General features: G+C 60.4%; 26 protein-coding genes. 3 read left to right on the top strand and 23 right to left on the bottom strand.

The window, feature by feature from the left end:
* Positions 1-41: 41 nt before the first annotated feature.
* Positions 42-2,216: a (Fe-S)-binding protein gene (locus FLT43_RS21890; protein ID WP_174818144.1), complete on the bottom strand. Its 2,175-nt coding sequence runs from the start codon at positions 2,214-2,216 to the stop codon at positions 42-44.
* A gap of 208 nt (positions 2,217-2,424) precedes the next feature.
* Here FLT43_RS21890 and FLT43_RS21885 point away from each other — a divergent pair, with 208 nt between their 5' ends.
* From FLT43_RS21885 to FLT43_RS21875, 3 genes are all read left to right on the top strand, one after another.
* Entirely contained in the window at positions 2,425-3,009 is a 585-nt protein-coding gene (locus tag FLT43_RS21885; RefSeq protein WP_087443209.1) for a fatty acid metabolism transcriptional regulator FadR, read from the top strand.
* Positions 3,010-3,206: 197 nt separating this feature from the next.
* Positions 3,207-3,965, top strand: coding sequence for an electron transfer flavoprotein subunit beta/FixA family protein (locus FLT43_RS21880; RefSeq protein ID WP_087443208.1), 759 nt, complete (start codon positions 3,207-3,209; stop codon positions 3,963-3,965).
* An 89-nt stretch (positions 3,966-4,054) separates the two neighbouring features.
* Positions 4,055-5,035: an electron transfer flavoprotein subunit alpha/FixB family protein gene (locus tag FLT43_RS21875; protein ID WP_087443207.1), complete on the top strand. Its 981-nt coding sequence runs from the start codon at positions 4,055-4,057 to the stop codon at positions 5,033-5,035.
* 202 nt (positions 5,036-5,237) lie between these two features.
* Here FLT43_RS21875 and paaX read toward each other — a convergent pair whose 3' ends face one another.
* The 22 genes from paaX to FLT43_RS21760 all read right to left on the bottom strand — a co-directional run bounded on the left by paaX (position 5,238) and on the right by FLT43_RS21760 (position 25,167).
* A complete protein-coding gene (gene paaX / locus FLT43_RS21870; protein WP_087443206.1) occupies positions 5,238-6,092 on the bottom strand; it encodes a phenylacetic acid degradation operon negative regulatory protein PaaX in 855 nt (284 codons plus the stop codon).
* A gap of 127 nt (positions 6,093-6,219) precedes the next feature.
* On the bottom strand, positions 6,220-6,642 hold the full coding sequence (locus tag FLT43_RS21865; protein WP_087443205.1) for a thioesterase family protein: 423 nt from the start codon (positions 6,640-6,642) through the stop codon (positions 6,220-6,222).
* Positions 6,643-6,702: 60 nt separating this feature from the next.
* Positions 6,703-7,902, bottom strand: a complete 1,200-nt coding sequence (locus FLT43_RS21860; protein ID WP_115057726.1) for a thiolase family protein — start codon at positions 7,900-7,902, stop codon at positions 6,703-6,705.
* A complete protein-coding gene (locus FLT43_RS21855; RefSeq protein ID WP_174818145.1) occupies positions 7,880-8,650 on the bottom strand; it encodes a 3-hydroxyacyl-CoA dehydrogenase family protein in 771 nt (256 codons plus the stop codon). The genes FLT43_RS21860 and FLT43_RS21855 overlap by 23 nt, the downstream gene beginning before the upstream one ends.
* Positions 8,640-9,518, bottom strand: a complete 879-nt coding sequence (locus FLT43_RS21850; protein ID WP_087443202.1) for a 3-hydroxyacyl-CoA dehydrogenase family protein — start codon at positions 9,516-9,518, stop codon at positions 8,640-8,642. Before FLT43_RS21850 ends, FLT43_RS21855 begins: the two co-directional genes overlap by 11 nt.
* 3 nt (positions 9,519-9,521) lie before the next feature.
* Positions 9,522-10,343 (bottom strand): enoyl-CoA hydratase-related protein, encoded by an 822-nt coding sequence (locus FLT43_RS21845; protein ID WP_087443243.1) that lies wholly within the window; start codon positions 10,341-10,343, stop codon positions 9,522-9,524.
* Between the two features lie 14 nt (positions 10,344-10,357).
* Entirely contained in the window at positions 10,358-11,140 is a 783-nt protein-coding gene (locus tag FLT43_RS21840; protein WP_087443201.1) for an enoyl-CoA hydratase-related protein, read from the bottom strand.
* The gene (locus tag FLT43_RS21835) at positions 11,137-12,492 is read right to left on the bottom strand and encodes a phenylacetate--CoA ligase family protein (protein WP_087443200.1); all 1,356 of its coding nucleotides are present in this window, start codon (positions 12,490-12,492) and stop codon (positions 11,137-11,139) included. Before FLT43_RS21835 ends, FLT43_RS21840 begins: the two co-directional genes overlap by 4 nt.
* Positions 12,493-12,503: 11 nt before the next feature.
* The gene (locus FLT43_RS21830) at positions 12,504-13,280 is read right to left on the bottom strand and encodes an enoyl-CoA hydratase-related protein (RefSeq protein WP_087443242.1); all 777 of its coding nucleotides are present in this window, start codon (positions 13,278-13,280) and stop codon (positions 12,504-12,506) included.
* A 154-nt stretch (positions 13,281-13,434) separates the two neighbouring features.
* Entirely contained in the window at positions 13,435-13,896 is a 462-nt protein-coding gene (locus FLT43_RS21820; protein WP_115057727.1) for a PaaI family thioesterase, read from the bottom strand.
* Positions 13,893-14,195: an EthD family reductase gene (locus FLT43_RS21815; protein WP_087443198.1), complete on the bottom strand. Its 303-nt coding sequence runs from the start codon at positions 14,193-14,195 to the stop codon at positions 13,893-13,895. The genes FLT43_RS21820 and FLT43_RS21815 overlap by 4 nt, the downstream gene beginning before the upstream one ends.
* A gap of 53 nt (positions 14,196-14,248) precedes the next feature.
* Positions 14,249-15,709 (bottom strand): NAD-dependent succinate-semialdehyde dehydrogenase, encoded by a 1,461-nt coding sequence (locus FLT43_RS21810; protein WP_087443197.1) that lies wholly within the window; start codon positions 15,707-15,709, stop codon positions 14,249-14,251.
* Positions 15,710-15,830: 121 nt separating this feature from the next.
* Positions 15,831-16,331, bottom strand: coding sequence for a 1,2-phenylacetyl-CoA epoxidase subunit PaaD (gene paaD, locus FLT43_RS21805; protein WP_087443196.1), 501 nt, complete (start codon positions 16,329-16,331; stop codon positions 15,831-15,833).
* Between the two features lie 15 nt (positions 16,332-16,346).
* Positions 16,347-17,180, bottom strand: coding sequence for a 1,2-phenylacetyl-CoA epoxidase subunit PaaC (gene paaC, locus FLT43_RS21800; protein ID WP_087443195.1), 834 nt, complete (start codon positions 17,178-17,180; stop codon positions 16,347-16,349).
* Position 17,181: 1 nt separating this feature from the next.
* A complete protein-coding gene (paaB, locus tag FLT43_RS21795; protein ID WP_087443194.1) occupies positions 17,182-17,523 on the bottom strand; it encodes a 1,2-phenylacetyl-CoA epoxidase subunit PaaB in 342 nt (113 codons plus the stop codon).
* Positions 17,520-18,503, bottom strand: coding sequence for a 1,2-phenylacetyl-CoA epoxidase subunit PaaA (paaA, locus tag FLT43_RS21790; RefSeq protein ID WP_087443193.1), 984 nt, complete (start codon positions 18,501-18,503; stop codon positions 17,520-17,522). Before paaA ends, paaB begins: the two co-directional genes overlap by 4 nt.
* Complete coding sequence (lpdA, locus tag FLT43_RS21785; RefSeq protein WP_087443192.1) at positions 18,496-19,938, bottom strand: dihydrolipoyl dehydrogenase; 1,443 nt, start codon at positions 19,936-19,938, stop codon at positions 18,496-18,498. The genes paaA and lpdA overlap by 8 nt, the downstream gene beginning before the upstream one ends.
* The gene (locus FLT43_RS21780; RefSeq protein WP_087443191.1) at positions 19,939-21,258 is read right to left on the bottom strand and encodes a dihydrolipoamide acetyltransferase family protein; all 1,320 of its coding nucleotides are present in this window, start codon (positions 21,256-21,258) and stop codon (positions 19,939-19,941) included.
* 22 nt (positions 21,259-21,280) lie between these two features.
* Entirely contained in the window at positions 21,281-22,264 is a 984-nt protein-coding gene (locus FLT43_RS21775) for an alpha-ketoacid dehydrogenase subunit beta (protein WP_087443190.1), read from the bottom strand.
* On the bottom strand, positions 22,261-23,334 hold the full coding sequence (gene pdhA / locus FLT43_RS21770) for a pyruvate dehydrogenase (acetyl-transferring) E1 component subunit alpha (protein WP_087443241.1): 1,074 nt from the start codon (positions 23,332-23,334) through the stop codon (positions 22,261-22,263). Before pdhA ends, FLT43_RS21775 begins: the two co-directional genes overlap by 4 nt.
* A gap of 101 nt (positions 23,335-23,435) precedes the next feature.
* Positions 23,436-24,224, bottom strand: coding sequence for an ABC transporter ATP-binding protein (locus tag FLT43_RS21765; RefSeq protein ID WP_087443189.1), 789 nt, complete (start codon positions 24,222-24,224; stop codon positions 23,436-23,438).
* Complete coding sequence (locus tag FLT43_RS21760) at positions 24,211-25,167, bottom strand: ABC transporter permease (protein WP_087443240.1); 957 nt, start codon at positions 25,165-25,167, stop codon at positions 24,211-24,213. Before FLT43_RS21760 ends, FLT43_RS21765 begins: the two co-directional genes overlap by 14 nt.
* Between the last annotated feature and the right edge of the window lie 5 nt (positions 25,168-25,172).

Raw genomic sequence — 25,172 nt, 5'->3', positions numbered from 1 at the left:
GAATTTATTTTAATCATAAAAAGATGCGTTGTGTCATCCCTTTACACAGAAACCGGCTGCCTGTCGTCCGATTTCACGGAACCGAACACGGCCAACTCCAAAATTTCGGCGATGTCGCGCGTCTGTACGGCTTCTTCCGCCTCAAGCAGCTTCGTGCCGTCTTCCATCATCGTCAGGCAGTACGGGCAAGCCGAGGAAATGACGGTCGGCTTCGCGGCGAGCGCCTGCTCCGTGCGGGCCAGGTTGACGCGCTTGCCTGCCGTCTCCTCCATCCACATCATGCCGCCGCCGGCCCCGCAGCACATGCCGTTCTCGCGGGTGCGCTCCATCTCCAGCAGCGTCACTCCCCGGATGGCACGCAATACGTTGCGCGGCTGTTCGTAGACGCCATTGTAACGCCCCAGATAGCAGGAATCGTGATACGTAATGCGTTCCTCCACCTCATGGCGCGGAACCAGCTTCCCGGTGCGAACCAGTTCGTCCAGCAGCTCGCTATGATGCAGAACTTCGGCTTCCAGGCCGAATTCGGGATATTCATTTTTCAACGTGTTGTAGGTATGCGGACAGGCTGTAACGATCTTGCGCACGTTGTATTTCTGGAATGTGGCGATATTCTCCTCGCACAGCTGCTGGAACAAAAATTCATTGCCCATGCGCCGCGGGGTATCGCCCGAGTTCTTCTCCTCGTTGCCGAGGATGGCGAAGTTCACGCCGGCCTCGTTCATCAGCCGCACGAGTGATCGCGTCACCTTGCGGCTGCGGTTGTCGTACGAGCCCATCGAGCCGACGAACAGCAGGATGTCGAATTCCGGGTTCTCCTTCACGGTCGGGACATGCAGCATGCCTTCGGGATCGACCTCACGCACCCATTTGACCCGGTCGCTGCGGCTGATTCCCCACGGATTGCCCTGGCGCTCGATATTTTGCAGCGCCCGCTGTCCGTCATGCGGCATGCTCCCCTGCGTCAGCACGAGATAACGGCGCATGTCGACTATCTTGTCGACGTGCTCATTGCCGACAGGGCACTGGTCTTCGCAATTGCGGCACGTCGTGCACGCCCAGATCTCGGCTTCCGACATGACGTCGCCGATCAGCTCCAGCTCGCCCGGCGGGCGGTCTCCCGCCGTCTGCCACGACGCCGCTTGCGCCCGCATCGTCGGACCTATGTCGGTCACGCCCTCCCCCTGCCACTCGCCGAGATCCAATCCGTCTGCCCGCATGCCGTGCGTGCCGTTCGTTGAGAAGACGAAGGACGGAATCCAGGGCGAGCGCGAGGTGACGGCCGCTCCCTTCTCTGTCAAATGATCGCGCAGCTTGACGATCATGTGCATGGGCGACAGCCATTTGCCCGTTCCCGCGGCCGGACAGACGTTGGTGCAGCGCCCGCATTCGACGCAAGCGTATAGATCGAGCAGCTGCTTTTGGGTGAAATCCTCCACTTTGCCTGTGCCGAATGATTCCGCTTCTTCATCCTCCAGATCGAGCTTCCGTAAGCGGCCGACGGGATCCGTGCGGCGCAGCAGCAGGTTGACCGGAGCCGATAACAGATGAAAATGCTTGCTCTGCGGCACATAAACGAGAAATGCCAGCAATATAAGCAGATGCGCCCACCAGCATACCATGTACAGCACCTCTGCAGCGGTCTGGGACAGGCCGGCCAGCGGCATCGCGATGAGAGATGCAATCGGCGCGTAGAGCGAGAAGTCATTCCCTTCCAAGAGACGCTCGAACGACATCGTCAGCAAGACCGACAGCATGAGCGAGAAAATGAAGAAAACGACGATGGAGGGTTTCCATCCGCGCTTCAACCGATCCAGCCTCTCGCCGTACCGGCGGTAAGCGGCATACCCCATGGCGATAAGCACCAGTGTCACCGTCACTTCCTGCAGCAGCACGAATGCCTCATAGCCCGGAATCGGAAGCGGGCGGCCGGACAATCCTTTATAGATAATATCCAGCGCACCGACTTGCAAAATAATGAACCCATAAAAAATGACAATGTGCATCAGACCGCTCTTCCTGTCCTTGAGCAGCTTCGTCTGACCGAACACTTGAACCGCAAAGTCGCGCAAATTGCGCTTCGCGCGCCCGTCCCAGTCCACCGGCTGCCCCAGCTTGACATACATATACCGGTGAATGACCGCTCTGGCGAACGCGTAGACGCCGAGTCCCGTGACGGCCAAAAATAGGACGAGCTGCACGATCGCTCCCGGCATCGGAACCATCTCCTTTCCCCTTTTGCAAATGAATGAACTCATTGCGGCGAGCGCTTACAGCACGCTCATACCACTGCTCTTCCGCTGGGCGATTACCCGGTTCCCGATCCAATCATTGACAAGGATCCGGTTCTATTTTATGATATCAGCAGAAAATGAATGAGCGTTCATTCATTCGTGATTCACATTTTAGCACTGAGGTGATTCCATGGCAAGTCAGAAAAAAGAAAAATATTCCCAAATCCTCGAAGCAGCGGTCAAAGTATTCGCCGAACACGGATTTCACCGTTCGCAAGTTTCCAGGATTGCGAAGACGGCCGGGGTCGCTGACGGTACGATCTATCTTTATTTCAAGCGAAAGGAGGATATCCTTATTTCTTTGTTCCGCGAGAAGCTTGGCGAGCTGATCGGCAAGTTTCACGCGAGTCTCGAAGAAACGACCGGAGCCAAGGAAGCGCTGCGCAACGTGTGCGAAATTCATTTTACCGAGATGGAGAACAACCCGGATTTTGCCTTTGTCTCCCAGATCGAGCTCAGACAAAGCTCGCTCGAGCTCCGCAAAGAAATCGGAAAGATCATTAAGCCATACATTGTGCTCATTGAAAAAATTATTACGCAAGGCATCGAGGAAAAAGTGTTCCGTGCCGATCTCGACGTCAAGCTTACCCGCCTGCTTATCTTCGGCTCTATGGACGAAGTCGTGACGTCATGGCTTATTTCCGGGCAGAAATATTCGCTCACCGGCCAGTTGGATGGCACGATAGCCTTCTTCCTCAAAGGACTGGAGGCCTAAGTTTTAGAGGTTGTTCCACACGTCAGGTTTACAACCTTTTTGGTGCTGAAACCCGCACTTTTTGAACTTTTTGAACCATTAATTTAATACTTATAATTATCCGCCATGGGGAAAACACCACGCGCGCTGCATCCTTCATCCAGAATTGCACTTTCCACTTTCCTGCATGGTAAATCAAGCGAAAGGGGCAATGAACGATGAATATCATCGTATTAGTCAAGCAGACATTCGATACGGAGGAAAAGATCGTCATCAAGGACGGCAAAGTCATGGACGACGATGTCAAATTCGTGCTTAACCCCTATGACGAGTATGCGGTAGAAGAAGCCATTCGCATCCGCGATGACCAAGGGGGCAAAGTTACCGTCGTCTCCGTGGGGACGGAACGGGCAATCGAGGCGCTGCGCACGGCGCTCGCCATGGGCGCTGACGAAGCGGTCTTGATCAACGACGAGCGCATCGGCACGGATGAACATGCCGTCGCGCAAGCATTGGCCGCCTTCGTCGGGACGGAATCCGCCGACCTCGTGCTCGGAGGCAACTTCTCGGTCGACAACGGCGCGGGCCAAGTGGCTGTGCGAATGGCGAAGCTGCTCGGCATTCCGCATGTGTCAGCTATCACGAAGCTGGATATCGCCGACGGTCGCGCCGTCGGCTCCCGGGATGCCGAAGGAGACACCGAGGTCGTGGAGCTGCCGCTTCCGGCGCTGTTCACGGCCCAGCAAGGGCTGAACGAGCCGCGCTATCCTTCGCTGCAGGGCATTATGAAGGCGAAGAAGAAGCCGCTCCGCGAGCTGACGCTGGATGATTTCGGCGTCACCGCCGAGGCGCGCACGGCACAGACGGAGCTGTTCCTGCCTCCGCAGCGGCAAGCGGGCAAGCTGATCTCCGGCGAGCCGTCGGCGCAGGCGCAGGAGCTATTCCGGCTATTGCGCACGGAAGCCAAGGTCGTCTAGCCGGTGTCTTCTGCCAGATTGCCAATGACAGTACCTGTTCAAAACGGGGTTTTTGAGCAGCCCCATATTCCCGAGGAGGCGGATTTAATATGTCCAAAACGATTCTTGTCGTAGCCGAGACGAAAGGCGGCGTTCTCCGCCAGGTATCCTATGAAGCGATCAGTGCGGCCCGGATGGCCGCAGGCGATGGCGGCACCGTGGCCGCAGCCGTGATAGGGGCGGAGGCAGCGCGCTTTGCAGCCGATCTGGTCCCATATGGCGTGGATCATATTTATACCGTAGAGCATTCCGCTCTTATTCATTATCATCCGGAAGCTTATTTTGCGGCGCTGCAGGCTGTCGTGCAGGAAGCGAAGCCGGATGGCGTGTTCTTCGGCCATACCGCGCAGGGCAAAGATTTGGCTCCGCAATTGGCCGCCGCATTAGGCGCGGGACAGATCTCCGATGTCATCGCCATTGAGGCGGACGGCAGCGGCGAACTGTTATTCACTCGCCCTCTATATGCAGGCAAAGCGATGGAGAAGAAAAAGTTCCTGGCGAGCCCATGGACTGTCACGATCCGTCCGAACAATATCCAGCCGCCGGCAGCCGAAGCGGGCCGGACTGCCCCGGTATCGGCCATCGCGTACCCCGAGCCGCCGTTGGCCGCCGTCATTCGCGAGGTGGTGCAGAACACGGCCGGCAAGATGGATTTGAGCGAAGCGAAAATTATTATCTCCGGCGGCCGGGGCGTCCGCAGCGCCGACGGCTTCAAGCCGCTGGAGGAGTTGGCCGAGGTGCTGGGCGGCGCCGTCGGCGCTTCCCGCGGGGCATGCGATGCGGGCTATTGCGACTACGCGCTGCAGATCGGCCAGACCGGCAAGGTCGTTACGCCGGAGCTGTACATCGCCTGCGGCATCAGCGGCGCGATCCAGCATGTGGCCGGCATGAGCCAATCGCGTGTCATCATCGCGATTAACAAGGATCCGGAAGCGCCGATCTTCCAGATTGCCGACTATGGTATCGTCGGCGATCTGTTCGAGGTCGTGCCGCTTCTGACCGAGCAGTTCAAGCAAGCGCTGAAGGCGTAGCGCAGCAACTAAGGGGCATTCGAGCCGGCACGATGCGGCTGGAATGCCCCTTATCATGATTGTGGGTAGCTATAAAGAAAATATCCGGCGGTAATGCGACCCTACGTTAAAGCATGGAAGCAAAAATGCCGCAAAATGCCGGATAAAACGTAAATCCGGGAGGGCCGCTTGGCTGGAATTCGGCCGTCTCGCCTTACGTGCCTCACGCATGCTCCCTGTCGCGAACCGGAAGCGCATCGGGCGAAGGTTCATAGACTTGCTCAAAAAAACGGCTGGCGCCCGGATGCAGCATATCGTAGTAGTTCTGGAACAATTGATCCGCTTCCTTGCCCAGCCACACATCCGGCAGCAGCTCTTCAGGGAAGTCGGGATCGATGAACAGGAACTTCCGGTACTGGTGGACCAGCTTGGTCTTTTCCACGAAGCAATAGCCGTCGGGTACGGCCTCCTCCTGCTCCGTCATCGTCACTAATCTCTCATAGCTCGGACGGTACTCCTCAATGAACTCGGCGTAAGCCGCATTGATCTCATCGATGTTCCAGCACTTCTGCACCAGTTGTGCAGGCTCGCTCCAAGCGACATGATCCGCCCTGAAAATTTCCACATACCTGGAAATCCCGCGTGATTCCACGATGTCCCTTACCTTGTCGGTCAGATCATTCGGGCTAATCCAGGTGCTTGTCGTCAGCATGCCGAAGCCGAGCCATGCCAGCTCCTTGCGAAGCTGATCCCGTATGCTCCGCTCCTTCTCGGGAATGTTGTAGCTGGCAATGCACCACTTGCCGTCCCACGTATCCGTCTCCTGCTTATAGATGCGGGCCGCCGCCTCGTTCAAGCGCCGCTTGCCGCGCGGGGACATGGAATAATAGCTGCGGTTCCCCACTTTGCGCGACTCCAGCCAGCCTTGGCGCAGCATACGCGAGATGGCGGCCCGTACGGCCTGTTCGGTCAAGCCGAATTCTCCCATCAGGCCGGTCAGGCTCCCGACCCAGATTTCACTGCCATAATGACGTACATACTCGCCGTATATGGTAAACAGCATCGATTGCGGCCTCATGTTCACCACTCCTAGTCGTTCGTATGATTGCCAAATGTTGCATCTTTGTCAAATTGTATCATTTGCCCCTCCATAGCTCAAGCAAAATGGGGGACATCGCCGGAGTGGAGGAACCGCCGCTATGCCGTCAGGTCACCTTCTGCTCTTCTTCCACCTTGCGGCGCAGGGCCGCGAACCGGTCCGCCATCGTTCTTTTGTCGAAGATCGCCTGCGTGAACGACCCCGTCCCGACCAGATTGAACTTCGTCTCGGCCGTCACATCGCAGATGATGCGCTTCGGGCCCGCCTCGGTGCAGACGGCGCGGAACGTCACCTCCTGCCCGGCGACGGCCGGCCCTACATGCTTAATATCGAGGGCGAACCCCGATCCTTCCTCTTCTTCTTCCAAAAAAGGAACAATCATCTCGCGGCCTGCCTTCTCCATAAAGTAGATCATGGAGACGGTGGACATCACTTCGTGAATGACGATCCCGTCAAAGGCAGGGTGCATGTCCGGGGTGACGGTAACGACAAAAGAAATTTCGGCGCCCGGAATCAATCCTGGCTTCATGTCGATTCCTCCTCGCCTGGCTAACAATCAACCGTGTCCATTCGCGTTGCCCTGGTCCGGTCATAATCGCTCGATAATCGTAGCGATGCCTTGCCCTACGCCGATACACATTGCGGCTAAGCCATAACGGGCTTCCCGGCGCTCCATCTCATAGAGCAGCGTCGTTAAAATCCGGGCCCCGCTGCACCCGAGCGGATGGCCGATGGCAATCGCGCCGCCGTTCACATTCACCCGTTCCGGAGCGATATTCATCTCACGCATGCTGGCAACCGCCTGTGCGGCAAACGCTTCATTCAGCTCGAACAGATCGATATCCTGGATCGACAGCCCCGCCTGCTGAAGCGCCTTGCGCGCGGCCGGCACGGGGCCGATTCCCATCACGGACGGATCGACGCCGGCAGACGCCGAAGCAATCACCCGGGCGCGCGGCCGCAGTCCGAGCGAATGAGCCGTTTCCTGCTCCATCATGAGCAGCGCCGCCGCCCCGTCATTCAGGCCCGACGAGTTCCCCGCCGTTACGGTTCCCCCTTGCTTGAAGGCCGGCTTCAGCTTCCGCAGCTGCTCCAGCGTCGTCTCGGGGCGCGGATGCTCATCCTGCTCGAACCGCGTGATCTCGCCCTTGCGCCCGGTCACCTCCACCGGCACGAGCTCGGCGGCAAATCTCCCGGCAGCCTGGGCTTCGGCATACTTCCGCTGGCTGGAGATCGCGAACTCATCCTGCGCCTCCCGGCTGATGCCGTACTGCTCCGCGACATTCTCCGCCGTCTCCCCCAGGCTGATCGGCGGATAGAGGGCGGCCAGCTTGTCATTCGTCATCCTCCAGCCCAGAGTGGTGTCATACATCTGTTGATGCCCCCGCTGGTAAGCGGCTTCCGGCTTCAACATCACATACGGAGCCCGCGTCATGCTCTCCGTTCCTCCGGCAATATACGCGTGCCCCGCTCCCGCCATAATCGCATAGGCGCTCTGATGGACCGCTTCCATCCCGGATCCGCACAGGCGGTTCACCGTCACGCCCGGCACCTCTACCGGCATCCCGGCCAGCAGCAGCGACATCCGCGCCACATTGCGGCAATCCTCCCCCGCCTGATTCGCGCAGCCGAGAATGACCCCGTCCATCCGCTCCGGGCCGACCGGATTCCGCTCCAGCAGGCTGCGAATGACGAGCGCCCCCAGATCATCGGCGCGCACATCCTTGAGCGCCCCGCCATAGCGGCCGATCGGCGTCCGCACCGCATCAATGATTACGGGTATTCCCATCTCGTTCCCCCCCAGTATCATAGGAATAAAAGCCTTGCCCGCTGCGCCGGCCGAGCCGGCCAGCCAGCACCAGCTTGCGCAGCAGCGGCGCCGGACGATACCGCTCTTCTCCCAGATCGCGGTGCAGCCCGCGCAGAACCGCCAGCACGTCATCCAGCCCGATGCGATCGGCCCATTCGAGCGGGCCGTGCGGATAACCGGTTCCCAGCTTCATGGCCGTATCGATATCCGCGGCAGAAGCCGTCCCTTCCATCAGAGCGAAGGCGGCTTCATTGACGATCAGGGCGAGAATACGCGGGAAGACAAGCCCCGCCTCATCCTGCACGATCTCCACCTGCTTCCCCAAGGTGAGGAACAACTCCTCCAGCCCACGGATCGCCTCCTTCGATGTCTGCAGGGCAGGAGCCACTTCGACCAGTTCGCGCTCTTCCAGAGATGCGAACGTGCCGAAGCCGCATATCCGCTCCGGCCGCGATGCCCATGACGCAATCTCGGTTGCCGACAGAGCGAGCGAGGTGGCCGCGATCGGCACCTCCGGGCTGAGCAGCCGATCCATCCTCACGATGCTGGCCTGCTTCTCCGCCACATCATCATTGGTTACTTCCACGCCGTACCGAATCGGCAGGGAAGCCCCGCTCTCCTCGGCCTCAGCCAAGGATACGACCCGGTAACCGCTTCGTTCCAGCAGCACATGCAAGCCGTCTCGCAAGGGACTGGCTCCAGCCAACAGGACCACATTATTGGTCATATGGATAAAATCCCTCCCCTGTCTTTCTGCCCAAGCTTCCCGCCTGCACCATGCGCTGCTGGAGGCGGCTCGGCTTGAAGCGGCTCTCGTGATAGAAGCGGGTGTAGACCGATTCCGTCGTCGCCAGATTCACATCGAGGCCGATCAGGTCCTGCAGCTCGAACGGCCCCATTTTGAAGCCGCCGGCCAGCTTCATAATGCGGTCGATCTGCTCCGGGCGGGCCATCCGATCACCCATGATGCGCAGCGCTTCATTATAGTAGGGTCGCGCGACGCGATTCACGATGAAGCCCGGCGAATCCTCCGCTAGCACGGGCACCTTGCCCAGCTCTTCCGCGAACCGGCGCGCGGCAGCGACGCAAGCTTCACCCGACTTGTGCCCGCGAATCACTTCGACGAGCGGCATAACCGGCGCAGGGTTGAAGAAGTGAAAGCCTATGATGCGGTCCGGATGGGGCAAGCCCGCCGCAAGCTCCGTAATGGAGAGGGAAGACGTATTGCTCAGCAGCAGCGCATCGCTGCCGCACAGCTTCGTTAAGCGGGCGAACACGGAGCGCTTCAGCTCCAGCTTTTCGGGAACCGCTTCGATGACGATCGGGCATGAGCTTAACGCTGCCATATCCTGCACCGGCTCGACGAGATCATGCGTCTTCCGCTTCTCCTCCTCTGAAATTCTCCCCTTCGCGACGTCTTTCGTCAGGATGGAATCGATATAGGCTTGCGCGGCGTCCAGCACCTCCGGCTTGATGTCCTGCAAATAAACGCGGCGGCCCCGCCGGGCGCAGACGAGAGCGATTCCCGCTCCCATCGTGCCTGCGCCGACAATGCCGACCGCCCCGGGGCTGCCCCCGGGAACATGGCTTCCCATCGGCTACACCCCCTTGAACACGGGCGTCCGCTTTTCCAGAAAGGCTTGCATGCCTTCCCGGTGATCCTCCGTCCGCCCGGCGATCTCCTGGGCATACGCCTCTTGCTCCAGCGTCTGCGCCAGATCCATCTCCAGCCCGCGGTTCATCGTCCGCTTCATCAGCCCGACGGCCCGCGTCGGAAGCTGAGCTAGCCTAGCCGCAAGCGCGTCCGCTTCCTCGTCCAGCCGTTCGGCGGAGCAAATGCGATTGACGAGACCTATTCGATGCGCCTCTTCCGCCGTGACGCGATCCCGGATCGTGGCGATCTCCATCGCCTTGGCCAGGCCGACGAGACGGGGCAGGAAGTAGCAGCCCCCCGAATCGGGGACGAGCCCGATATTGACGAACGCGCTGACGAAATAAGCCCGCTCGGACATCACCCGCAGGTCGCAAGCGAGAGCGAGGCTCATCCCCGCTCCTGCCGCCACCCCGTTCACGGACGCAATAACCGGCAGCTCCGTGTTGCGGATCTGCGTAATCAGCGGATTGTAGCGCGAGCGCAGCATATCGCCGTGATTTCCGGCCGCGGCTTGCCCGTCTGCAGCTTTACCGTCTGCAGTGTGCCCATCGGCTCCCGGCACATCGCCCAGATCCTGTCCCGCGTTGAACGCTTTGCCTGCCCCGGTCAGGATGATGCAGCGCACTGCCGCGTCTTTGCCCGCTTGGCGGAACGCAGCGATCATCTCGGCAATCATCCGCCCGGTGAAGGCATTGTACTTATCCGGCCGGTTCATCGTAATTCGGGCCACGCCCGCTGATACTTCATACAGAATCGTCTCGTACACGGCCATGTCTCCTCCTATCTGCCCTTGAATTGGGGATTGCGCTTCTCTTGAAAAGCGCCCATGCCTTCCTTCTGATCCTCGCTCGCGAACAACAGGTAGAAGCATTGGCGCTCATAATCAAGCCCTTCGGCCAACGGAAGATCCTCCGCCTTGCGAACCGCCTGCTTGATAAGGCGAACAGCCAGCGGCGGCTGGGCAGCAATGCGGTGCGCCAGCTTCAGCGCCTCCTGGAGATAGAGCTCGACGGGCGCCACCTTGTTAATCAACCCGCAGCGCAGAGCCTCTTCCGCCGGCATCGTGTCCCCGGTCAGCAGCAGCTCCATCGCCTTGCGCAGTCCCACCGCCCTCGTCAGCCGCTGCGTACCGCCGGCGCCGGGCATGACGCCAAGCCGAATCTCCGGCTGCCCGAAGCGCGCCGTATCCGAGGCGACGACGAGATCGCAGTTCATCATCAGCTCGCAGCCTCCGCCGAGCACATGCCCGCTCACGGCGGCGATGATCGGCTTCTCAATGCCGCCGATGCGATCCCAGACATCGAACTGCCGCTTCAGCAGCAGCGATACGGCGGATTCATCCGCCATTTCCTTAATATCCGCTCCGGCCGCGAAGGCCTGATCATTTCCCGTAATGACGATCGCCTTCACGGCATCGTCCCGGTCCATCCGCTCCAGCTCCGCCACGAGCTCCTGCATCAGCTCGCGATTCAAGGCATTCAGCACGTCAGGCCGGTTCAGGGCAAGCACGCCCACCGCTCCGGCCGACGACACGGTCACAACGTTGCCAAGCTTCGTCGTCATCCCGCCTCCACTCCTTCGTTTTCTTGAACTGCTGCCGCCCGCTTGCGGTTGTCGACGATGCGGACGGCTTTGCCTTCGCTGCGCGCGATCGAATTCGGCTCGTTCACATGCAGCAGGACCGAGACGCCGAGCGAGTATTTGATCTCCTTGCCGATCTCCTTCACCAGTTCGGCCACTTCCCGGCTCCCCTGAACTCCGCCTACCTGGCTCCTGAATTCCGGCGTAATCTCGCAATGAACCTCGAAGCGGTCGAGGGTATTATCACGCTCAATGACGACTTGATAATGGGGAGCGAGCTGGGAGTAATTGAGCAGCACCGCCTCCAGCTCCGTCGGATAGACGTTGACGCCGCGGATAATCAGCATGTCATCCACTCTTCCCTTAATCCGCGACATCCGCATCGTCGTGCGGCCGCACTGGCATGTGCCGGGATGAAGCGACGCAATATCGCCCGTCCGGTACCGGATGACCGGGAACGCTTCCTTGGTCAGCGAGGTGAACACCAGCTCGCCTTCCTGCCCGTACGGCAGCGGTTCGCCCGTCTCGCGATCGACCACCTCCGCCAAGAAATGATCCTCGGCAATATGGAGCCCCTCCTGCGCTTCCTGGCATTCAATCGCGACGCCGGGCCCGAGCACCTCGCTCAAGCCATAAATGTCGATCGCCTTGATGCCAAGCGCATCCTCCAGATGGCGGCGCATCTCCTCCGACCACGGCTCCGCGCCGAAAATGCCGTACTCGACGCTCGTCTCCCGGGTGTCGATGCCCTGCTTGCGCATTTCCTCCACCAGATTCAAAATATAGGACGGCGTGCCCGACAGGCCGCGCGGCTTGAAATCCTGAATGAGCGTAATCTGCCGGGGCGTATTCCCTCCCGATACGGGCACGGCGACCGCGCCCAGACGCTCGATGCCGTAATGCAGGCCCAGTCCGCCCGTGAACAAGCCATAACCATATGCATTGTGAAAAATATCCCCGGGCCGGCCGCCCGCGCAGCAGATGGCGCGCGCGACAATGTCCGCCCAGGCTTCAATATCCCGCTTCGTGTAACCGACAACAATCGGCTTGCCCCTCGTGCCGGATGAGCCGTGAATGCGTACAATGTCGCTCATCTCGGCCGCGAACAATCCGAACGGATAATGATCGCGCAGATCGGATTTCTGCATGAACGGCAGACGGCGGAGGTCCTCCAGACTGCGAATGTCCTCCGGCGCCAGGCCGGCCCGATCCAGCGCGGCACGGTGAAAAGGCACCCGGTCATATGCCCGCTTGACGGTGTAACGGAGTCTCTCCAATTGGAGTGACCGCATCCGCTCGCGCGGCATCGTTTCCATTTCGACATTGAATATCACGCGCTACCCTCCTACTCCCCACGGAAGACAGGCTTTCGTTTGTCCGCAAAGGCTGCCAACGCCTCTGCCCGGTCCTTCGTCGGGATAATCATCTCGTAAGCTTGCGCCTCAACCTCCAAGCCGGAGTGCAGATCAACGCTGCTGCCCCGGTTCATCGCATATTTGGCCTGAAAGACCGCGAGCGGCGCATTGGCGGCGATCTCATTGGCCAATTCGAGCGCCATCCGGCGGAGCTGCTCCGCGTCATCGGCTATTCCGCTCAGCAGCCCGTATTGCAGCGCCTCTTCGGCGCTAATCTTCCGTGCGGTCAGGATGAGCTCCTTCGCCTTCGCCGGCCCGATGAGCCGCGGCAGCCGCTGCGTTCCGCCCGCCCCGGGTATGATGCCCAGGCTCACCTCAGGGAGGCCCAGGCGGGCATCCCGGACCGCAAAGCGGAAATCGCAGGCGAGCGTCAATTCGAAGCCGCCGCCGAACGCATATCCGTTCACCGCCGCAATCGTCGGCTGCGGAAGCTCCTCGATGGCGGTGAACACATCACGGATCGCTCGCACATTGCGGCGCACCTGCTGCTCATTCAGCGTGCGCCGCTCCTTCAGATCGGCCCCCGCGCTGAAGGCGCGGCCCGTTCCCGTCACGATGACGGCCCGAATCCGCTGGCGGTCCTGCCGGATCTCCTCGACGATCCCGCCAAGCCGCACCAGCGCCTCATAATTGAAGGCGTTCAATTCGCCAGGCCGATTCAGCGTAATGATGGCGACCTCCCCGTGATCGCCGTGATGATCCAGCATCACTGACTGCTCCGTCTCCAGCTCCTGCACCGGGACCTGCCCATGATCCTGCACTGGCACCTGCCTCTGCCTCAGCTCCTGCTGCTCCATCGATTCGATCAGCCCCTCTCTTCCCGCCGCTCCTTGGGGACGGGTACTTTTCTGTCCCTTCGCCTTATGGCCGCTTCCCCTTCATGTCCGCGGCCGGCATATCCTTCGCGGCCGGCATCTCCGCCCGCCGTTCCCACCGTCCCGAGTTGACGCGCGCGTAGGTTCCCGAAGAGACGGCGACAAGCTTCCCGTCGCAGGTGATGCGCGCGTCCGTCACGATCAGATTGCGCCCTCGCTTCAGCACTCGGGCCTCCACCACGAGCAGTTCGCCGATGGCCGGGGACAAATAATTGATTTTGCTCTCCACGGTCACGCACTGCTGCACTCCATCAACCGGGGGCACAGCCGCATGGCCCATGGCGACGTCGGCCAGCGTATTCGTCACGCCGCCATGCACGACGCCTTCGAGACTATTATGGAGATCGGGGCGGATATGCAATTGCATGACGCAGCCGTCGCGCTGAAGCTGAACGACCTCGATTCCGAGCAGATCGTTGAACCGGTTGCGATGCGTCGGCTGGCTCACTCGTGCACCTCCGCCATATGCATCGACACCACTTTGCCGGCAAATCCCATCAGATCCTTGCCCGACGCCTTGCCCTCCGGGGACGACAAGGCTGCCTTCAAGGCCTCCTTCGATTCGAAATACATCTCGCAAATCAGGTGCAGATCGCTCTCGCCCATAGGCGTTCCATAAATCGTTCCCACCTCCATCTTCACGAGGCCGGGCATCTTCGCCGCCAGCGGGGCATGAGTCTGGAAATAATGCTCGTTAAACGCTTCGACATCCTCGGGCTTGCGATAAATAGCAATTAATTTGACCATGAATTTGTCCTCCCTTATCTATCGAAATCAATTCATCAAATCCATCAATCTCCTTACATCCCGAACGAGACGAACTTCGTCTCCAAAAAGGCGTCCATCCCGTACCGTCCGCCCTCCAGGCCGAGCCCGCTCTCCTTCCAGCCGCCGAACGGCGCCTGCGTCTGCGCCGGCGAACCGTCGTTAATGCCCACGATGCCATAGTCCAGCGCCTCCGCCAGGCGGAAACAGCGGCTGTTGTCACGCGTATACACATAAGCGGCCAAGCCGTATGGCGTATCGTTCGCCATCTCGATGACCGCTGCTTCGTCCGTGAACGTCATCATCGGCACGACCGGACCGAACGTCTCCTCGAAGGCGATCTCCATCTCCTTGGTCACGTCGGTAATCAGGGTCGGCTCGCAATAGAAGCCTTTGCCGTACTCGCCCTCCGCCAAGCGCTTGCCGCCGAACACGACCTGCCCGCCTTTATCCTGGGCATCCTGGATATGGCGCAATACTTTATCGAGCGCCCGTTGATTTACGAGCGGGCCGATTTCCGTTTCCTTGCTGCGGCCGTCGCCGACCTTCGCCTTGCTCAGCCGTTCGACCAGCTTGGCACTGAAGGCCTCCGCCACAGATTCATGCACGTACAGGCGATTCGTGCAGATGCACATCTGCCCCGAATTGCGAAATTTGCTCTCGAACAGCCCCGCGACTGCCGCGTCCAGATCCGCATCCTCGAACACGATAAATGGCGCATGCCCGCCTAATTCCAGACTGACCCGCTTGACATGCTTGGCCGCCCCTTCCATCAACAGCTTGCCGACGCGCGTCGAGCCGGTGAAGGCGATTTTGCGCACCTTCGGATTATCGAGCAATTCCTGGCCGACCGCCTCCGGCTGCCCGATGACCAGATTGGCGACTCCGGCCGGGAACCCGGCTTGCGCAATCAGCTCGAACAGCCGAATCGCGCTCAGCGGCGTGCTCTCCGCCGGCTTCAAGACGACGGTGCACCCCGCGGCCAGTGCGGGCGCAATCTTCCGTGCGACCATATTAACCGGGAAGTTCCACGGCGTAATCGCTCCGACGACGCCAACCGGCTGGCGGCTGACCATAATCCGCTTGTTCGGCACGGAAGACGGCACCGTCTCGCCGTACACCCGCTTCGCTTCCTCTGCATACCACATGAAGTTGTCGGCTGCCCCCAGCACTTCGCCCTTGGCCTCCCGGAGCGGCTTGCCCATCTCGGCCGAGATGATGCCTGCCAGCTCATCGCGGTGGCTGCGCACCAGTTCGTACAATTGATATAAATATTTCGAACGCTCGCGGGCAGTCAGGCGGGACCAGCCCGGGAAGGCTTGATGGGCCGCCTCGATGGCGGCTCTCGCATCCTTGCCGTCGCCATAGCTTACCGTCCCGACTTCCTCTCCGGTTGCCGGATTGACGACGCGGAGCGTGCCGCCGCCCTGCGACTGCGTCCATTCTCCGTTAATGAACATCGACTTCACTTCTACGGTCTGCATGCTTTTTTCCATCGTAATTAGATACCCTCCCTCTTCCTCTGCAGCTTGCTCCGCTTCAGAGGCTGCGCAATCGTGCGCAATATTTTCCTTGCCTTATCTTGCTTGTCACTAGTCTATGATTGCTCCTATTTCCTCACAACACTTTCAAGGCTTCGAACGGATTTTTACAGTGCTTGCAATATAAAATGCTGCGGCAAGCTGCCGGACCGAACATATTGTCCATACGGGTATGCGGCGAATCGCAGTAGGGGCACCGCACCTCCCAATCCTCGCCGGGCGGGCAGCCGCGCGGCGGTGCAACGATGCCGAACGAACGCAGCTTCTCCCTGCCATCGCCGCTAATCCGATCCGAGGTCCAGGCCGGCTCCCGCAGGAAGCGGACGCTCACCTCGCGCACTCCCTCGATGGAGAGCAGCTTCTCCTGAATTTCGCTCTTCATCATGTCCAGAGCGGGACAGCCAATGAAGGTCGGCAGCACCTCAACGTCCACGGCGCCCTCGTCGATAACCACCCTGTGGATCATGCCCATCTCGATCATGCTGATGACGGGTATTTCCGGATCTTTGACCTCCCGCAGCAATGTCCAGATTCGCTCCTCCAGCCCCGTCAGCATTTGCCGGGTCTGCTGCGTCATGATGAACCTCCCCCTTTACCAGCCAGCCGCCGGATCAATCCGGTACACCTCCGACAAGGTGGCGACGGCTTGCGCCAGATCGTCGGTATGCTGTCCGTCGCGTCCATTCCGGACAGGAATGGCCCAGTCTCCCGGCCATACGAGCCCGCTCGCTTCGAACAAGCTCTGCGCCGCCGTCTTCCACCGCCGCGCCAATTCGTCGCCGCCTATGCTCAGCCCGAAGCGGACGATTGCTTCCTCCTCGCTGCCAAGCGGGAACAGGCTGCCGACATCGCTCCACACCTGAGCCACAGCCGCGTTCAAGCGCAAGCGCGCTTCGTCCGTGCTGTCTGCCAGCCGCATGAACCATGAGCGCCAATACCGGATGTGATAGTGATGCTCGCGCTGCATTTTGCTTGCCGTCTGCGCCAGCGGCACATACGAAGACCGGCGCAACGCTTCCAGCCGGATGTCCTTGAACAGGCCATACAGGCAGCAGCGGGCAATCGCATAGGACCAATCATAATGCGGCTCATCCGCATACTCGCCCGGCCCGTTCGGACGCTCCGCCAGAATGGCATTGCGGAACGCCTCCGGGCTGCGCAAATGCGCCAGATCATCCGCCTTGCCGGCCCCCAGCTCCTCCAGCATCCCGTACAGCATCGCCGCATGCCCCATCATGTCCTGCGCCATCGACGAGAAGGCGACATCTTCCTCGATGTGAGGGGCCAGCCCTAGCCATTCCGATCCCCGGTAAGCCAAAATATAGTCATCGTCTGCAATCTGGAGCAGCAATTCCTGCAAGGCCCGCGCATATTCCGGGCTGCGCTTGGCCTCTTCCGCCGTCTCTGTCCAAATAAGCTCTGTCATGTCAGCCCTCCTTCCGGACGATATCCGCTTTACTCTCGTACGCTTCCTTGTGGATGCGCCACCTCGATTGCACATCGCCGTAGCCCTTCGTCTCGCGATAGCTTTTGTTGTCCAGCCGTTCGAGGCTCGCCCGTTCCTCCGGCGACAATCCATGGATATCGTCGCGGTTCACGACCCAGATATTGATGCAGGGCTCGCGGCGCATGAAGTTCTCCCGCGCCATCATGAGCGCGGCTTCCGGGTTGGGCGCCAGCAAGCTGAACTGGTGCGCGAAGCCGGCAGACGGGCTCTTCTGGCTGAACACCTCATAGATGGCAAACTGCTCCTCACGTTCGCTGCTCATATCGCTCCTCCTGCCGCATAGGATGTGCGGGGCGCCAGCATCGCGTCGCGCACCCATTTCGCCTCTTCGTAGGATGTCTTCCGCAGCCGCAGCCGCTGTGCCGAGCAAGGCCCGTTCCCGCGCACAATCTGCACGAAGCGGTCCCAGTCGGGCTGCCGGTAATGCCAGACGCCTTCCGCTTCGTCATAGCGGATCGTGTCATCTGGAAGCGTCAAGCCCAGATGAAAAATCCGGTTCACATATTTATTGAAAAAGGCCTGCCGCAGCTCCTCGTTCGTCTGCGAGCGAATCTTGTAGCGCATGTTCAGCTGCTGATTGCTGGACACGGTCCCATCATCCGGCGGGCCGAAGAACATCAGCAAGGAAGGCCACCAACGGTTCACTGCCTCCTGCAGCATCCGGCGCTGCTCCGGCGTCCCTTCGGCCAGCTCCAGCACGATGCTCTCCCCATGCTGAGCATGGAATTTCTCTTCCGCGCAGATGCGCTGGAGCGCGCGGGCATACGGCGCGTAGGATGTCTCCAGCGACATCGTCTGGGTAATGATCGCCGCGCCGTCGACGAGCCAGGCGATGACGCCGGCATCCGCCCAGGTAGGCGCCTCCATATGGAAGACGTTGTGGAACTTCAACTTCCCGGAGAACAGATTGCGCAGCAGATCCTCACGGGTCTGGCCAAGCGGCGCCATCAGATCCTCTGCGACGCGCAGCAGCAGCTGTCCATGCCCCATCTCATCCTGCACCTTGGCCATGATCGCCAGCTTGCGGCGCAGCGTCGGCGCCTTCGGAACCCATTCCTTCTCGGGCAGCGCTCCCATAATTTCACTCACGCCGTGCATCGATATCAGCTTGATTAACTGGTTGCGGTAATCGTCTGGCATCCAATCGTCCGCTTCAATCTTGTCGCCCCGGTCAATCCGGTTCAGGAAATGCGCCAGACGCTCGTCGTCCAGCGCTCTATCCGGGTCCGTCCGATTACTCATCTTCCAGCCTCCTCTCATTCACAATGTGTATGGCATGCCCCAAGGCGGCGGCTGCCGCCTCCAGCCAGCCTTCGCTGAGCGTCGGGTGCGGATGGACCGTCATGGCCACATCTTCCGCTCTCGCCGCCAATTCGAGTGCGAGCGCGCCTTGGCCGATTAAGCTGCCGGCATCCGCGCCTGCCGCGTGCATGCCCAGCAGCAAGTGGGAATCCGCGTCGACGACCACTTCCGCGAAGCCGTCTGTCTTCCCGGCCGCCAGCGCGTATCCGTTGGCCCGGAACGGGAAGCGCCCCGTCTTCACCTTCATGCCCTGCCGCTCGGCTTCCGCCCGGGTCAGCCCCACGCCCGCAATCTGCGGATCGGAGAAAATGACATACGGCACATAGGGCGAATCGAAGGCGCTAGGAAGTCCGCCGATAACCTCTGCGGCGACCGTGCCCTGCTTCGCGGCCCGGTGGGCAAGAGCGGGCCCTGGCGTAATATCCCCAATGGCGAAGATGTGGCGCACATTCGTCCGGCACTCCGCATCGACCGGAACATAGCCGCGCTCATCCACCTGCACCCCCGCCTGGCTAAGGCCGAGCCCCTCCGTGTTCGGCATGCGCCCGGTCGTCACCAGCACCTTGTCGCAGAGGATGCTCTCCTCAACATGCTGCCGCGATTCGAGGCGCAGCTCGACATGATCGTCATGCTCAGCCACCGCGCGCACTTCCGTCCCCGTCTTGATGACCATTCCCAGCTTGCTGGCGCGCCGCTTCACTTCCGCGGCGAGGCTGCCGTCTACAAGCGGGATGATACGCTCCTCCCGCTCGATAAGCGTCACGCGGCATCCAAGCTTGGCGAAGGCCATGCCCAATTCGATGCCGATGTAGCCGCTCCCGATAATGGCCAGACGCTCCGGCAGAGTCTCCGACTCCAGCGCCTCCGCCGAAGTGAGGATGCGTGGACCGCCAACTGCTGTGAATGCCGGGAGATGCGGCCGTGATCCCGAGGCGATGATCGCCTGCCGGAACTTATAGGTCTCGAAGCCGGATTCCGTCTCCACCCCGACGCGGTCGGCGGACAGGAAGACGGCGCTCCCCTTCACGACCGTAACCCCGTTGGCAGCGCAGAGCTGTGCCACGCCGCTTCGCAGCTTGCCGACGATGCCGGATTTCCACTGCTGCCATACGGACATATCGAAGGCAAGCGCCCCCGGGTCGAGCCGCAGCCCCAGCTTGGAGGCCGACTTGGCATCGTCATATAGGCTGGCCGCATGAATCAACGCTTTGGACGGAATGCAGCCCGAATGAAGACAGACGCCGCCCAGCTCTTCTTTTTCCACTAGAACAACCGATTGCCCCAACTGGCCCAGGCGAATGGCCGCCGAATACCCGCCCGGACCGCCGCCAATAACAACAACTTCCGTTTCTACTGCAATCTCGCCGACAACCATCTATACCATCTCCGCCCATAGTAAGTCAGGCTGCTCCAACAGCCGCTTGATCCGGTTCGTGAACCGAATCGCATCCGCTCCATCGATAATCCGGTGATCGAAGGAGAGCGCCATATTCATCATGAGACGGATGACGCCTTCCCCGTTGCGGACAACCATACGCGGCTCCATCTTGTGCAGCGCCAGAATGGCCGCTTCCGGATGGTTAATGATCGGCGTCGCGAGCAGACTGCCGATCGGCCCGACGTTGCTGATCGTGAAGGTGCCGCCGGTAATCTGCTCCAGCGCCAGCTTCCCTGCGCGGGCCCGCTCCGACAGCCGCCCAATCTCTTCCGCCAGCTCGAAGACGGTCTTCCGATCGGCGTGCCGGATGACCGGAACGATAAGGCCGTCCGGCGTATCGGTCGCAATCCCGATATGATAATAGCGCTTCAAGACGATCTCCTTGCTCTCGTCGTCAAGCGACGCGTTGAAGGCCGGAAATTCCTTGAGCGCGATGACGATCGCCTTGATAAAAAACGGCAAGTACGTCAGCTTCACCTGCCGTTCGGCCGCCAGCAGCTGAAGACGTTCGCGCAGCGCCTGCAGCGCATCGGCCTCCAGTTCATCCACCTGCGTGACATGCGGGATGATGGTCACCGCCTTGACTAGCCGTTCGGCGATCTTCAGGCGCACGCCCCGCAGCGGAATCCGTTCCTCGGGACAAGCGGGCGCCAGTCCGGCAGCCTCCAGCCGGGCAGCGGCATCCTGCGGCCGGGCAGCGGTCTCCGTCCGCTCCCGCACAGGCAGAACCGCATCCAGTCGCGGCATGTCAGAGTCTTCCGCTTCCTTCGCCGTGCCGGCCGCCGCATAGCGCCGCACATCCTCTTCGGTAATGCGGCCATCCGCTCCGCCCCCCTTCACCTGCTCGATGTCGACATTCAATTGCCGCGCAAGCTGGCGAACATAGGGGGCCGCGCGCACTCTTCCTGCCGGGGATGCGGGTGCGGCCGGCGGCACGGGCACTGCGAGCGGAGGCGGAGGATCGGCAACGGCAGAGGCTGCCTGTTCCGCTTCTGTCCCCAATCCATCCATGGGTACGCGCCCCTCCGCTTCAAGAAGGAATAGCACCTGGCCTACCTGGACAGCGTCCCCCTCGGCGAACATCAGCTTGTGCACTACGCCGCCTGCCGGAGCGGTCAGCTCGGCGTTCACTTTGTCCGTCAGCACCTCGACGATCGGCTGATCGCAGGCAACCCGCTCTCCCTCCTTGATCAGCCATTTTCCGATTTCCCCTTCGTGAATGCCTTCTCCCACGTCGGGAAGCTTGAACTCTATCATTTGCGTTCCCCCTCCTGAACGGTCAGAACTGAATTGCAGTGGCGATTCCCGCTCTCACCCGCTCAACCGTCGGAACATAAACATCCTCGAGCGAGAATTGCGGAACCGGCACATCGAAGCCGGTAATCCGCTGAATCGGAGCCCGCAAATACATCAGCGCTTCGTCATTGATCAGCGAGACAATTTCCGCGCCGACCCCGGCCGTCTTTTGCGCCTCATGAACAATCAGCGCTCGGCCCGTCTTCTTCACGGATGCCGCAATCGCATCCCGATCGAGCGGATACAGCGAGCGGAGATCGATGACTTCGCAGGACCAGCCCTTCTCCTGCTCCAGCTGCCGGGCCGCTTCAAGCGCCACCCGCATCATGGCCCCCCACGATATCAGCGTCACGTCTGTGCCTTCCTGGACGATATTCGCCTTCCCTAACGGAATGCGGTACATCTCCTCCGGCACTTCCTCCTTGAAGGCGCGATAGATCCGGGCCGGTTCCAGAAAAACAACCGGATCGGGATCTTCGATGGCGCTAATGAGCAGGCCTTTGGCATCATAAGGATTGCTCGGCACGACCACCTTGAGGCCGGGCGTATGGACGAAGAATGCTTCCACGCTCTCCGAATGAAGCTCCGGCCCGCGGATTCCCGCTCCGTATGGCGTGCGGATGACAAGAGGGACATTGTACTGTCCCCGCGTCCGATACCGCATGCGGGCCGCATGGGTGATGAGCTGCTCGAAGCCGGGATAAATGAAGGCCAAAAATTGAATTTCGACGACCGGAATGAAGCCATTCAGCGCCAGCCCAATCGCCGAGCCAATAATGCCGGCTTCAGCCAGCGGCGTATCGACGACCCGTTCCTTGCCGTACTTGTCGAACAGCCCCTCTGTCGCCCGGAACACGCCGCCGTTGACGCCGATGTCTTCGCCCGTCAGCATGACGCGCCGATCGTCCGCCAGCTTCTGATCGAGCGCTTCATGAATCGCTTGCAATATCGTAAACCTCCGGCTCATGCCTCACCCTGCCTTTCCGCACACAGGCCGCTCTGTTCCCGCTGTTCGGCCACAGACCACGGCATGTCAGCGCTTACGTGCATGAACATATCTTCAGGCCGGGAATTCGGATAGCTCTCGGCCTCCACGACCGCGGCCTCGATCAGGCCGCTGACCCGCTCCGCCAGACGCTCCTCATGCTCCTCGCTCCAGGCTCCCCTCTTCACGAGATGCCGCTTCAAGCGCTCTATCGGATCGCGCTGCTCCCTCCACTCGGCGGATAGCCGGGCCTGATCGCGATACTTGCGCGGGTCGTCGCTGGTCGTATGCGGCCCGTAACGGAACGTGACCGCCTCGATAAGCGTCGGTCCGCCGCCGTCCAAGCCACGCTCAATCGCTTCGCGCACGGTCAGCCATACGGCGAACACATCGTTGCCATCCACCCGCACCCCCGGCATGTCGTAAGCGGCCGCGCGCTGGGCGATCGTCCGGGAAGCGGACTGCGCATGGAACGGCACGCTGATCGCGTACCCGTTATTCTGGCAGAAGAAGACGGTGGCGGTCTGATACACCCCGGCAAAATTCAAAGCCTCGTGGAAGTCTCCTTCCGAGGTCGCCCCTTCGCCGAAGTACACGATGCTCGCCTGCTTCTCCCCCTTCAGCTTGGCGGCCCACGCCGTGCCTACGGCATGCGTCAAATGCGTGGCTATCGGCACGCACGGCGGCATAATATGGCGGCCTTCCGGACTGATGGAGCCCTCCATATGCCCCATCCAATAGAGAAGGACGCGGCTAAGCGCCTGCCCATGCGTCATCGCGGCAGCGTGATCGCGATAGCTGGGGAACAACCAATCATTGGGGGACAGCGCCAGCGCGCTCCCGACCTGCGAAGCTTCCTGGCCTTCATAAGGGGCGTACGTGCCCATTCGGCCCTGCCTTTGCAGGTTGACCGCCTTCCGATCGAACATTCTTGCCAGCACCATGTTCTCGTACATTTGTATCATCAGATCCTCGTCAATGGCCCCCTCGATAGGGTGGCGAAGCTCCCCGTCCGGCGCCAGCACCTGATAAGGCTCAAGCAGCCCTCGCATGTCTTCATGCCGCGTTCCCGCTCCTGCCTGCTCTTCGATTGGCGGGGCAGACGGATGCCCCTGACTTTGAATCATCATTACCGCTCCCTCCCCTTTTTTATCTATCCCAACAGCAAGCGGTCATCCGCCACTCCCTTCAACTGGGCGAATTTTTGCAACAACACTTCGATCGTCAGATGCTTCTTCTCCTCTTCCGGCACATCCAAAATAATCTGGCCGGCATCCATCATAATCAAGCGGTTCCCGAGCTCGATGGCTTGCTGCATATTGTGCGTCACCATCAGCGTCGTGAAGTTGGAACGCTCGACCACTTCCTTCGTCAGCGCCGTAATCAACTGCGCCCGCGCCGGATCAAGTGCGGCCGTATGCTCATCCAGCAGCAGCACCTTCGGCTGCGTGAAGGTCGCCATCAGCAGGCTTAGCGCCTGCCGCTCGCCGCCTGACAGCAGTCCGGCCTTGGCCGACAGCCGGTTCTCGAGCCCGAGATGCAGCGACGCCAGGCTCTCCCGGAACAGCTCCTTCCGCTTCTTGTTCACGCCCCGGTGCAGGGTGCGTCTTTTGTCGCGCGAGAAGGCGACCGCGAGATTCTCCTCGATCGTCATCGTCGGCGCCGTGCCGGCCATCGGGTCCTGGAACACGCGTCCGATCTTGCGCGAGCGCTCGAATTCGGAGAGGCCGGTTACGTTCTCGCCGTCGATCTCGATGGTCCCGCTATCCGGCGCCATCCCGCCCGAGATAATATTCATCAGCGTGGACTTGCCCGCTCCATTAGAACCGATAATCGATACGAAATCGCCCTCGCGAAGCGTCAGATTCGTATGTTGCAAAGCGATCTTCTCGCTCGCCGTCCTGCGGTTGAACACTTTCCGAATCCCGTCAAGTTTCAGCATGGCTTTCCCCCCTTGCTCCCTGGTCGATGTCGATGGGCACATGCGGAACATCTTCCTGGGAGGACTTCACCCGCCTGTCTTTCCATGTAGCGAGAACCCGCGACATGACGAGGGCGGAGACCACAATCGCGGCGGTCAGCAGCTTCAGGTCATTCGGATCCAACCCGATGCGGAGAGCGAGCATAATAATGAGGCGATAAAGGATAGCTCCTCCGATTACGGCGAAGGTCGCCCACCGGATGGAAGCATGGCCGAAGACGGCTTCCCCCATAATGACGGAGGCCAAGCCGATGATGATAATTCCGATCCCCATCGAGACATCCGCAAATTCTTGATATTGGGCGATAAGCGCGCCGGATAGCGCTACCAATCCGTTGGACAGGCTGAGCCCGATAATTTTCATATTGTCGGTGTTGGCCGAGAGACTGCGGATCATTTTCGCATTGTCGCCGGTGGCGCGAATCGCCAAGCCAATCTCCGTATCCAGGAACCAGTCGATGGCCCATTTGATGAGCAGGACGAATATTCCTACGGCTGCCAAAATCGCCATCGGCTGCAAGCTGGACAAGAAGGAGGCAAGCTGCGTGAACAAGGTGTTCTCCCCCAATAGCGGCGTATTCGCCTTGCCCATAATCCGCAAATTGATCGAATACAAAGCAATCATCGAAATAATACCGGACAGCAGCGTATTGATTTTCCCTTTGGTATGCAGCAGGCCGGTTACGGTTCCTGCCACGCATCCGGCCAGCAGCGCGCCCAATGTGGCGAGCAGCGGGGAATAGCCGGACGTAATCATGACCGCCGCCACGGCTCCGCCGGTGGCAAAGCTGCCATCGACGGTCAAATCGGGAAAGTCGAGAATCCGAAACGTTAAGTAAACGCCCAGGGCCATCAACGCGTAAATGACCCCTGCTTCCAAAGAACCCGTCAGCGCATATAGCACGATTG

This window comes from Paenibacillus thiaminolyticus, from assembly GCF_007066085.1.
Classification (GTDB): Bacteria; Bacillota; Bacilli; order Paenibacillales; family Paenibacillaceae; genus Paenibacillus_B; species Paenibacillus_B thiaminolyticus.
Note: the sequence above shows the minus strand (reverse complement) of the source record. Positions and strands in the feature narration are given on the sequence as shown.

Excerpts from the sequence above, each read along its gene's own strand:
- FLT43_RS21890 (WP_174818144.1), bottom strand. The coding sequence starts at position 2,216 with ATGCCGGGAGCGATCGTGCAGCTCGTCCTATTTTTGGCCGTCACGGGA.
- paaC (WP_087443195.1), bottom strand. The coding sequence starts at position 17,180 with ATGACAGAGCTTATTTGGACAGAGACGGCGGAAGAGGCCAAGCGCAGC.
- FLT43_RS21830 (WP_087443242.1), bottom strand. The coding sequence starts at position 13,280 with ATGCTGGATCATCACGGCGATCACGGGGAGGTCGCCATCATTACGCTG.
- FLT43_RS21765 (WP_087443189.1), bottom strand. The coding sequence starts at position 24,224 with ATGCTGAAACTTGACGGGATTCGGAAAGTGTTCAACCGCAGGACGGCG.
- FLT43_RS21855 (WP_174818145.1), bottom strand. The coding sequence starts at position 8,650 with ATGACCAATAATGTGGTCCTGTTGGCTGGAGCCAGTCCCTTGCGAGAC.
- FLT43_RS21780 (WP_087443191.1), bottom strand. The coding sequence starts at position 21,258 with ATGATAGAGTTCAAGCTTCCCGACGTGGGAGAAGGCATTCACGAAGGG.
- paaD (WP_087443196.1), bottom strand. The coding sequence starts at position 16,331 with ATGACGCAGCAGACCCGGCAAATGCTGACGGGGCTGGAGGAGCGAATC.
- pdhA (WP_087443241.1), bottom strand. The coding sequence starts at position 23,334 with ATGCGAGGGCTGCTTGAGCCTTATCAGGTGCTGGCGCCGGACGGGGAG.
- FLT43_RS21810 (WP_087443197.1), bottom strand. The coding sequence starts at position 15,709 with ATGGAAAAAAGCATGCAGACCGTAGAAGTGAAGTCGATGTTCATTAAC.
- FLT43_RS21880 (WP_087443208.1), top strand. The coding sequence starts at position 3,207 with ATGAATATCATCGTATTAGTCAAGCAGACATTCGATACGGAGGAAAAG.
- FLT43_RS21875 (WP_087443207.1), top strand. The coding sequence starts at position 4,055 with ATGTCCAAAACGATTCTTGTCGTAGCCGAGACGAAAGGCGGCGTTCTC.
- paaX (WP_087443206.1), bottom strand. The coding sequence starts at position 6,092 with ATGAGGCCGCAATCGATGCTGTTTACCATATACGGCGAGTATGTACGT.
- FLT43_RS21815 (WP_087443198.1), bottom strand. The coding sequence starts at position 14,195 with ATGGTCAAATTAATTGCTATTTATCGCAAGCCCGAGGATGTCGAAGCG.
- FLT43_RS21850 (WP_087443202.1), bottom strand. The coding sequence starts at position 9,518 with ATGGGAAGCCATGTTCCCGGGGGCAGCCCCGGGGCGGTCGGCATTGTC.
- lpdA (WP_087443192.1), bottom strand. The coding sequence starts at position 19,938 with ATGGTTGTCGGCGAGATTGCAGTAGAAACGGAAGTTGTTGTTATTGGC.
- paaB (WP_087443194.1), bottom strand. The coding sequence starts at position 17,523 with ATGAGCAGCGAACGTGAGGAGCAGTTTGCCATCTATGAGGTGTTCAGC.
- paaA (WP_087443193.1), bottom strand. The coding sequence starts at position 18,503 with ATGAGTAATCGGACGGACCCGGATAGAGCGCTGGACGACGAGCGTCTG.
- FLT43_RS21860 (WP_115057726.1), bottom strand. The coding sequence starts at position 7,902 with ATGGGAATACCCGTAATCATTGATGCGGTGCGGACGCCGATCGGCCGC.
- FLT43_RS21840 (WP_087443201.1), bottom strand. The coding sequence starts at position 11,140 with ATGACGACGAAGCTTGGCAACGTTGTGACCGTGTCGTCGGCCGGAGCG.
- FLT43_RS21775 (WP_087443190.1), bottom strand. The coding sequence starts at position 22,264 with ATGAGCCGGAGGTTTACGATATTGCAAGCGATTCATGAAGCGCTCGAT.
- FLT43_RS21885 (WP_087443209.1), top strand. The coding sequence starts at position 2,425 with ATGGCAAGTCAGAAAAAAGAAAAATATTCCCAAATCCTCGAAGCAGCG.
- FLT43_RS21865 (WP_087443205.1), bottom strand. The coding sequence starts at position 6,642 with ATGAAGCCAGGATTGATTCCGGGCGCCGAAATTTCTTTTGTCGTTACC.